Annotated in this window: 8 protein-coding genes; 3 read left to right on the top strand and 5 right to left on the bottom strand. The window is 43.8% G+C overall.

The window, feature by feature from the left end; all coding sequences use genetic code 11:
- Positions 1 to 298 (top strand): hypothetical protein (locus tag NT111_03390; protein ID MCX6805030.1); only part of this gene is annotated, 298 nt, incomplete at its 5' end.
- A 45-nt stretch (positions 299 to 343) separates the two neighbouring features.
- On the opposite strand, the gene NT111_03395 is transcribed toward NT111_03390, so the two are convergent.
- The 4 genes from NT111_03395 to NT111_03410 form a co-directional block, all read right to left on the bottom strand.
- Positions 344 to 1,987, bottom strand: coding sequence for a peptide ABC transporter substrate-binding protein (locus tag NT111_03395; protein MCX6805031.1), 1,644 nt, complete (start codon positions 1,985 to 1,987; stop codon positions 344 to 346).
- A gap of 62 nt (positions 1,988 to 2,049) precedes the next feature.
- Entirely contained in the window at positions 2,050 to 2,268 is a 219-nt protein-coding gene (gene secG, locus NT111_03400; GenBank protein MCX6805032.1) for a preprotein translocase subunit SecG, read from the bottom strand.
- Positions 2,269 to 2,270: 2 nt separating this feature from the next.
- On the bottom strand, positions 2,271 to 2,618 hold the full coding sequence (locus NT111_03405) for a phage holin family protein (protein MCX6805033.1): 348 nt from the start codon (positions 2,616 to 2,618) through the stop codon (positions 2,271 to 2,273).
- A gap of 38 nt (positions 2,619 to 2,656) precedes the next feature.
- Positions 2,657 to 4,099, bottom strand: coding sequence for an excinuclease ABC subunit UvrC (locus tag NT111_03410; GenBank protein ID MCX6805034.1), 1,443 nt, complete (start codon positions 4,097 to 4,099; stop codon positions 2,657 to 2,659).
- A 107-nt stretch (positions 4,100 to 4,206) separates the two neighbouring features.
- Between NT111_03410 and NT111_03415 the strand changes: the two genes are divergently transcribed.
- On the top strand, positions 4,207 to 4,464 hold the full coding sequence (locus tag NT111_03415) for a hypothetical protein (protein MCX6805035.1): 258 nt from the start codon (positions 4,207 to 4,209) through the stop codon (positions 4,462 to 4,464).
- A 94-nt stretch (positions 4,465 to 4,558) separates the two neighbouring features.
- Here the strand turns inward: NT111_03415 and NT111_03420 are convergent, their stop codons facing one another.
- Positions 4,559 to 5,923 carry a hypothetical protein gene (locus NT111_03420; GenBank protein ID MCX6805036.1) on the bottom strand — a complete coding sequence of 455 codons (1,365 nt, stop codon included), beginning with the start codon at positions 5,921 to 5,923 and terminating at the stop codon, positions 4,559 to 4,561.
- A gap of 112 nt (positions 5,924 to 6,035) precedes the next feature.
- Between NT111_03420 and NT111_03425 the strand changes: the two genes are divergently transcribed.
- Positions 6,036 to 6,500, top strand: a 465-nt coding sequence (locus tag NT111_03425) for an EamA family transporter (protein MCX6805037.1), incomplete at its 3' end; no start/stop codon positions are given.

The following is a 6,500-nucleotide window of genomic DNA, read 5'->3' on the forward strand; positions in this document are numbered from 1 at the left end:
GCCAGGTCTAAAGATTGAGACATGTGTTAAGGATAGGACTGTCACTACCGACCAGGAGGGTCGCTTTAGTATCACCGTTCCTCTGGATGTATCATTCTGCTTAAGACCAATTGATGGCGTACCGGAGGGGGCTAAGCTAACCCGCACAAATAATAATATAGAAACATCAGGCCAGCCAACTTACGAATACCAGCGAGCAGGGGTAGATGCCTATAGGAGCGTTTGGTACTTCCTTCGTCCAGAGTTTAATTGGGACCGAAGGAACGACACAGGCTATAACTTCTACTACACTAAATAGTTTCTTATTTCGACAATAGCATAATAGATACTACTACGGATTAAGCTACCTTTTTATCAAGTACCAATCATATATATTATAAAACCTATTACTTGGTTCCTGGATTTTTTTTGCGTCAAAGCCCTTCAGAGAGTCGGTTTGTGAATAATTATAATAGGGGCTATACAATATCAGTGCTGGAACATCCTTGGCCCATAAATCCACAAAGCTAGAATAGCGTGTTGCCTTATAGGCAGGGTCCTTGGCTAGTCTGCCAGACTCTAAAAGATTGTCTACCTCAGTATTTTTATAGGCCGATACATTCAGCCCAGGGTCGGCAGATTGGCTGGAGTGCCAGAAACTGTAGACATCCGAATCGAGACCAAGATTTTGTCCATACACTAGTACATCATAGTTGCGGCTTCTAATATAATTCTGCTGGAGCTGTGTGCTATCTGCAGTAATAACCTCCACCTCTAGGCCTAGCAATCGCCAGCTTTCTGCAAGCGAGTTAGCGACAGATTCATAGCTGGAGTTTTCCAGTGTTACAACTCTTATTTTGGCGTTTCCAGCACCAGACTTTTCATACAACTCCTTGGATTTCTGGATGTCATAATCATACTTCTGGGCCGATGAGTTAAACCCAGGGTAGCCCGCTGGAATCGGATAATTCGCGATAACAGCTTCCCCTTCAAGACTGCTATCAATAATGGCTCGTCTATCAACAGAATATGCTAAGGACTTTCTGAGGTCAGGATTGTTTAAAATTGGACTTTTTAGATTAAAGAATGCCCCAACATAGGCTGGTAAGCCTAGCCTGTGGGTTGTAACCGATTCAATCTTATCTACTACCTCTAGCTTGGATGGTGGAACCTGCGAAACTGCATCAACCTGCTTCCTGACTAGGGCCCCTAGCATTTCATCTGCGTCCTCGAAGAGCTCTATGCGCACCTTGGGTATATAGGGGGTATGTATATAATAAAACTCATTGGCGGTTAGCTCTACTACACTACTATCGACTTCTAATAGCTCCAGTTTATATGGCCCACTGCCGATAGGTCGTTGATTAAATTCATATGACCGGAGGCTGGAGGGCTTGACCTCTCCTAGCAAATGCTTCGGCAATACACCTAGGGTTGTGTTAGCCAAAAAATTGCCATAGGATGATGGAAGAATAAATTTTATGGTATTCTCATCTACTACTAAGTACTTAACACCGCTCCAATTGGATAAAAATGGGCTTCTTGTATCGGGGTTTTGTACCCTTTCGATTGTAAAGGCGATGTCGCTAGCTGTGAGTTTTGTGCCATCCTGCCACTTTACAGATGGTCGTAGATAAAAAGTATACTCCCTACGGTCATCTGACACATCCCATCTGTCAGCAATGTCCGGCGTGATTTCTCTTCGGCCGTTAATTTTAGTAAGGCCACTAAAAACTAGGCTAGATACATCTTCAGATGCAGAGTTATCTGGGAATAGTGGATTCACACTCTTGACCACGCCCAATACTGCTTCTCGATATACACCACCATTTTGGGGAGAATCGACTTGGCTAATTGTACCGAGAGATTGGATCTGTACTGTTAGGCCCCATATAGAAATAAATATAATAAACACCCAAGACGCAAAAGGCCAGCGAACATTACCTAGCTTCTGCCAAGATCCGTAGACATGCCTGTGGAGGTAGTTGGCAAACCAGGTCCGCCACAATCGAGCATTCCTCCTTAGCCTTCTAACCTTTCTATGGAGAGTAAACCCCGTATAAGAACTCATTACTTAATAATTAGCAAGCCAATTATGCAGGCTACGAATGCCGCCACAAGTATCATCGTCCCATAGAACAAGAACTTTTCAGTGCCTCGCTTAGTCCTGTAAAAATTGCTTTCTCCACCGAATGCTGCCCCCAAACCAGAGCTCTGGTTCTGAAGCAAAACAGACACGGTTATAAGCGCTGAAATCATAACTAATATGTATTGTAGTATTATTCTCATATTTATTCCTTATCAATTATAAAGCTCATGGCGTAGTTGGCAACCCATACCACCAGTACAGTGCCGATTGCGGACCAAACAGAGTTGACTTGAAAAGATGGATATATCGCGCTAGTAATATACAGCAAAAGTGCATTAATAATCAAGCTAAATAGGCCTAGTGTCAGGACAATTGCTGGCAAACTCAGTATTGTTAAGGCTGGCCTCAGTGTGGCGTTAACGATACCAAATACCAGGCTTGCGACCACTACAACCCACACGCCGTCGGCATTAATGCCGCTAAGAAAAATCGAGGCCAAAAAGAGTCCGACAAAATTAGCGAGCCATGTTAAAAGAAACCTTCTTGCCATACAGTGTATTTTAACATACCCTCGGCTCTATAATATAGTTATGCCGGGAGGTTTGAGGCAATCAGCTTGGCTAGTTTGGCCCCCACTATAGCCTCAAGCTTCTCTGGTGAAGCCTCTTTAACGCCAGCTACGCTGCCGAGGGCCATAATTAGTTTCTTTCTAGTAGCAGGCCCGACTCCTGGTATTTCTTCAAGTTGAGAATGGGCAATTCTCTTGGCGCGTACTTTTGTATGATAAGCTACAGCGAATCTATGAGCTTCATCACGAACCCTTTGCAATAGATGCAGTACTGCTGAATCGGGCTCAAAATTAGCGATGTAGTACCCGCCCTCCTTGGCGAGTTGAGTTGGATTCGGCAGATCCTCCCTATCAATAACCAGCGTCTCGAACCTTTTAGCAAGCCCCACTGTCAATGTTTTAACACCGAGCTCACTGATAACCTGCCTGGCACAAGAAAGCTGACCCTTGCCGCCGTCTACTATGATAAGATCGGGCTTGGGCCAGGATTTGTTGCGAGTGCCGAATCGCCGTGAAATGGTCTCCTGCATCATGGCGAAATCATTTGGGCCCCTTGTACGCATTTTGAAATGCCGATAAGCGGCGTTATCAGGAAGCCCATCTGTAAATACTACCATTGAGCTTACGCTATCACCCCCCGCAAAATTACTGATATCGTAGCATTCTATCCTTCTAGGAGAGGAGCTAAGCTGTAAAATTGCAGTAAGGCCAGAAAGTGCTTCATCCTTGCCAATGATAATCTTTTCCTCAGCACCAAAAACAACCCTACTGCCGAGTGACTTTAGAGCCAAATATTGGTTACGCAGGACTATCGCCTCTTCATATTTTCGATCCTTAGCAAGGCGGCTGATATCCCTTTGCAGGCTGTCAATTAGCTGGGTGCTTTTTCCTTCAAGCACCATGATGAGCTTGCTTATTTGCCTACGATACACGAGCTTTGTAACATCGGGGCTCGGAAGAACGCCGATTTGGTATTCTAGCTTGGAGCTATAATTATGGTTCTCTTTCACGAAATATGGGAATACACGGCGTAAATACTTAAGCGCCTGCCTAACCCCATAGCTCTGGACAAAAGGCCCAAAGTAGCGAGCTTTGTCATCGTTGGGCCTTCGCACCAGGGTGACCGAGGGAAAATCTTGCTGAGTTGTTATCCGCACAAAAATAAAGTTCTTATCATCTCGCTCGCGCACATTATATAGGGGCTTATGGCGCTTAATATATTCTGCCTCAAGAAATAATGCATCTATCTCCGAACTCGTCTGCACCCAATCCACATCAGCTATACATTTGACTAAGCGCAGTGTCTTAGTATCCGTCTGGGCACCGGTAAAGTAAGATCTAACCCTTCTCTTGAGTATAGATGCTTTGCCAATATATATTATTTTGCCAGATGAATCCTTGAAGAAGTATACACCTGGATTGGTGGGCAACTCATCCAGTCTATTTTGAAGTTTTTTTACCATGGGCTAATTATACATCATTGATATTAATATAGTCGCTTAGGAGCTTTAGCTTGATAAAATTATAAATAGTTGTATATTAAAATTGTACAGATACCAAAGGAGCAAGTATGAACCTAAAAGAGTTGACTACAGGCCATTCGGAGTCGGAGGTACTACAGCTAGTTATCTTAATCCGAGAATTCGCCGAAGCCCAAATAGAGCTAGCTAATGAATCTTTAAGCATTAGAAGCTTGGAACAGGAGAGCATCTTACGGCGAATCAAGGATATTGTATCAAAGCTTCGAGGACCCCCCTGGAATATAAGCACGGATGTGCTTTACTTGATTAGCGAAAATCCAGATGTGTGGATAACCGAATGCGAATAATTTACAAAAAAGCTTAGCTGACTACTTATGTCGGCTCAAAATAAACACCTCTGGGTTACCATCCAGGGGTGTTTACCACTAAGAGCTTATTAAGCTAGTTTTTCTTAAAAGCGTAGCCTACACCAGTGAGGCCAGTAAGTACCAACACTGTAGCAAGTAGTAATGGTAGTCTAGTGTCCCAGCCTGTTGGGGCTAGATTGCCAGGTGATGGTGTTGGAGTTGGCTCAGGGGTGACATATTCGTATGCACCACTGTCATAGCCACCTTCTTGAGGGCGAGCGACTCCCCGCTGATCTGTGCTAGGAGCTCCAGCGGCAATAGCATTGTTGTAGGCGGGTGAGCTAGCATTAATAGCTCTTACATAGGTACCCATATCTAGAGCTAGAGGGCTTATTAAGGCGTCAGTTTCATTAAGATCGTTGGTTGCAATGAAGTAGGTTGCGCAAGTGTTGTCGTCTGATATGTTACCGCCTAGGGAGGTAATTGTGCCATTGGTACCTGGGACTGCTGGGCAGTTCTGAGCAGTACCAAAATTTAAGTTTGCATAGAAAATATTGTTTAGGAGATTGACTCTGGCTGGGTAATAAACCACGTCACCTGCGAATACATTGACATTTACCGCACCCAGGCTAGGGTCGCCGAAATCTTGAGCTTGAGCATTCTGAGCAAAGGTGTTGTTAGTGATATTTGCAGTCATGGTGCCGCCTTCAGTAGCGGTATTTAATATATTTATTGGAAAAGCGTTATTACCGCTAAAGGTGTTGTTTGCGATATTAGCCGTCACGGCAACGCCGTCGTTGTTAGAAATTGCTAGTACAAAAACTGCAGTGTTTTCGTAAAATGCACTATTTTTAATATTTATAGTGACAGCTTGACTGTTAAAGTTTATAAATAGGGCGCATACTGGGCCGCCAGCAAAATTCAAACAAGTATTGTTTCTGGCAATCACACTATCAATCGTTACATTTGCAGATAGTGCAAATAAGGGTTGCCCAGCCGCAGGTGAAAAATTTTGAAAGGTAAGATTACTTACTGAGTAGGTATTTTCAGTAATAGGATTGATATTTACGCCGTTATAGCCGCCTGTGCCATCTACGATTGTTTTTTCGGCACTGGCACCGACAATGTTGATATTAGATGTGCCATTAATGGCTGGTAAATCGGCTACTAAGCTATAAGTACCGGCAGACATATTTATTGTATTTGAGGCACTACCAGCTGAGCAAAAGCCAGACGCAGCCTGGGTGTCTGCAGCAATAATGGCGCTGTAAATATCGCAGTCACCAAATGCCGGTGTGGGGGTCACATTATAGGTAGTAGCATTAGCCTTAGGCGCAAAAATAAGAGAAACTAGTACTGCGAAAAGTGTAACGGCTAGAAGCGCGATGATATTTTTAATTTTACTAGATTTACTATCAAAGCTAGTAAATATATTGCTGGCCATAAAATGCTGTGTCATTTGTTTCACCTTTATTTATAATTTCTATTATCACTAATAGATATTATTGTAATGCTTACAATGCATAAGCGCAAGTACTTTTGAATTAGTATTATGTGTATAATACTTAAGTATGTGGCTCATCTACTCAATTACTTGTGCATTAAGCGATAGTATCGCTAGCCTTGGCAACAAAAAGCTAGTCTCTCGCAAGCTAGACCCTGTGGCTATTTCTTATTTTGTGCATGCCTTAGGGGCCTTTGGTTTTCTAATGCTTGCAATATATAGTGGTCAAGATATCTTGGGCATTAGCCCGCTCTCGCTAGGGCTTGTGATGCTCACGGCCGCGCTGGCCGCACTGGCCGGTGTTCTTATACTTGTCGCTCTAAAAAAAGGCGACCTATCGCTTATCGCGCCCATTCAAACCCTCACCCCGCTATTTGTACTGGTGATAGCGGTGTTTTTTCTCAAGCAAACCCCCAGCCCCATTGGGCTTGCAGGTATACTACTGGTAGTGATGGGTGGGGTTTTCTTGGACAAAAACCCTCGTGAGTCACTGCCGTCTGTTTTAAAACGAATTGTCAGCTACCAGCCAGCC

The sequence above is a fragment of the Patescibacteria group bacterium genome (genome assembly GCA_026397045.1).
Taxonomy (GTDB): domain Bacteria; phylum Patescibacteriota; class Saccharimonadia; order CAILAD01; family BJGX01; genus JAPLVO01.

What these genes read in the sequence shown, in the direction of transcription:
- secG (MCX6805032.1), bottom strand. Translation starts at nt 2,268, where the DNA reads ATGAGAATAATACTACAATACATATTAGTTATGATTTCAGCGCTTATA.
- NT111_03405 (MCX6805033.1), bottom strand. Translation starts at nt 2,618, where the DNA reads ATGGCAAGAAGGTTTCTTTTAACATGGCTCGCTAATTTTGTCGGACTC.
- NT111_03410 (MCX6805034.1), bottom strand. Translation starts at nt 4,099, where the DNA reads ATGGTAAAAAAACTTCAAAATAGACTGGATGAGTTGCCCACCAATCCA.
- NT111_03415 (MCX6805035.1), top strand. Translation starts at nt 4,207, where the DNA reads ATGAACCTAAAAGAGTTGACTACAGGCCATTCGGAGTCGGAGGTACTA.
- NT111_03420 (MCX6805036.1), bottom strand. Translation starts at nt 5,923, where the DNA reads ATGACACAGCATTTTATGGCCAGCAATATATTTACTAGCTTTGATAGT.